The organism is Hahella sp. HN01 (assembly GCF_018986435.1).
Taxonomy (GTDB): Bacteria; Pseudomonadota; Gammaproteobacteria; order Pseudomonadales; family Oleiphilaceae; genus Hahella.
The window spans coordinates 1-1,900 of record NZ_JAHMIN010000109.1; the positions used below are offsets into that span (position 1 = coordinate 1).

A 1,900-nucleotide genomic window follows, 5' to 3' on the forward strand; every position below is an offset into this window, starting at 1 on the left:
ACAAGAAATGCGTGAAGCCGTGTTTGAGTATATCGAAGTGGATTACAATCGAACCCGTCTTCACAGCGCAAATGGATATCTCAGCCCAGAGAGTTATGAAGTATCGAAAGTCGCTTAATGACGTGTCTAATCTTTGTGGGCAGGATCAGCTCTCTTCCCTAAATTAAATGCCGCTGACGCTTTAGTCGTTTTCATATCAAATGCACCAACAATAGTTGATATTCTATTTTTCTTAGTCCATTTTGAAGGTGTACTAGCTAACAAAAACTCTACCTTAGCCTCCGCTTTCACATACCCAACAGCATATGTACATATATTACCCTTGTCTGCTTTGCCAGGTTTACACTTTTTAGCTATGCCTCTTAAAAACTTATAAGAGCGGGCCAGGATATTTGCAGCTCCAGACGCGGTACCACCACTACTCATTGCAGCGGACGCTAGTGACCTTATACGGACCACAGCCATGGCTGCTAATCTTCCTGTTGCCTGAACACCTGCCATCAGTTGCCCTATCGAGAACTTGCCCGAAGGGTCAATGTTGTTTACCGAGTCAGCATTCGCATAAAGATACTTATGCAACGTAACAGGATCAGAGTTAACCCCCATCCAAGTATCCATCTGCGTAAACCGCCCCTGGTTCTGGTCGTAATACCTCGCCCTTAGGTAATACTGATCCAAGGATGCATCGTATTGCTCTCCGGTGTACAGGTAGCTGTTCGGGGTGTATCCTTCGCTGTGCAGCAGGATGCCGAAGGCGTCGTAGTGGTAGCTGTCGGTTTGGACGCCGGTCTGGCTTGTTAAAGAGCGGACGGAGCCTTGGCCGTCGTAGACATAGTAGCTGACGTCGCCGGCTCTTGCCTGGCTTAGCAGGTCATCGCCGTAGACGTAGCTGACTTGCTTGGCGCCGTTGACGACTTCTTGCAGTACTTGAGCGTAGTCGCGGTTCTGGTCGACGATAAAGTCGGTGGTGGCGCCGCTTCCCGCTTTCCGGGTGCGAATGCCGTCTGGGTTATAGCCAAAGCTGGTGGTCTCGCCCGCTTTTGTTACCGCGAGGAGTTTGTTCTTCGCGCTGTAGGTGTAACGAGCCGTGACCAGACCGTCTTCGGTTTCCGTCAGCGTATTGCCGTTGGCGTCATAGGCGTAGGTGACGCCGCCCTGTTGCGTCAGGCGGTCATTGTCATCGTAGCTGTAGGCGGTGTGCACGCCGTCGATGATGTTGTAGGTACGGTTGCCAACGTTGTCGAAACGGTATTCCGCGCTGTAGTCACCATTGACCGGATCGCTGATGACGTCATGCGTCAGGCGATACAGAGCGTCATAGGTATAGGTCGACACCCGGCCGTTATGCAACTCTTCAATTTGCTCCCGTCTCCCCGTGCTGTGCAGGGTGTAACGGTAGTCGGCGATGACATTACCCGCCGCATCCGTCGTGGTCTGACGCGTCAGTCGGTTCAGAGCGTCGTAGACATAGGCGGTGGTTTGCCCGTTGGCTTGCGTCACGCTCTCACGGTTGCCCACCGCATCGTAGGCGTACAGAGTCTCGCCGCCCTGAGGATCGATTACTTTGCTCAGACGGTTTAACGCATCGTACAGGTATGTGGTCGTTTCCGCTTTACCCTGATGGGTGACAATGGCGGAGGTTTTATTGCCCGCTTTGTCATAGCTGTAGCTGAGCACCGCGCCAGTCGGCTGAGTCTCTTCCACCAGCCAGTTCAGAGCAGAGCCAAACTTATAGGATGTGGTTCGTGGAGGCTATCCGGGGCCTGATGCGGCCTCTGATTACTGTCTATCTGCTTATTCTTGCGACGTTTGTCACCCTTAATATCAGTAGTCATCTCGGTGGTGTTGGCGCGCTGAGCCCGGTCGATTTAATGATCCTGTACAAAGAGGCCATCGCGCA

Annotated in this window: 2 protein-coding genes; one reads left to right on the forward strand and one right to left on the reverse strand. The window is 52.5% G+C overall.

Going from position 1 to position 1,900, the window contains the following annotated elements:
- A partial coding sequence (locus KP814_RS32410; RefSeq protein WP_216739517.1) for an IS3 family transposase occupies positions 1 to 118 on the forward strand: 118 nt, incomplete at its 5' end.
- A gap of 8 nt (positions 119 to 126) precedes the next feature.
- Here the strand turns inward: KP814_RS32410 and KP814_RS32415 are convergent.
- Positions 127 to 1,704, reverse strand: a complete 1,578-nt coding sequence (locus KP814_RS32415; RefSeq protein ID WP_371824114.1) for an RHS repeat-associated core domain-containing protein — start codon at positions 1,702 to 1,704, stop codon at positions 127 to 129.
- Positions 1,705 to 1,900 lie beyond the last annotated feature (196 nt).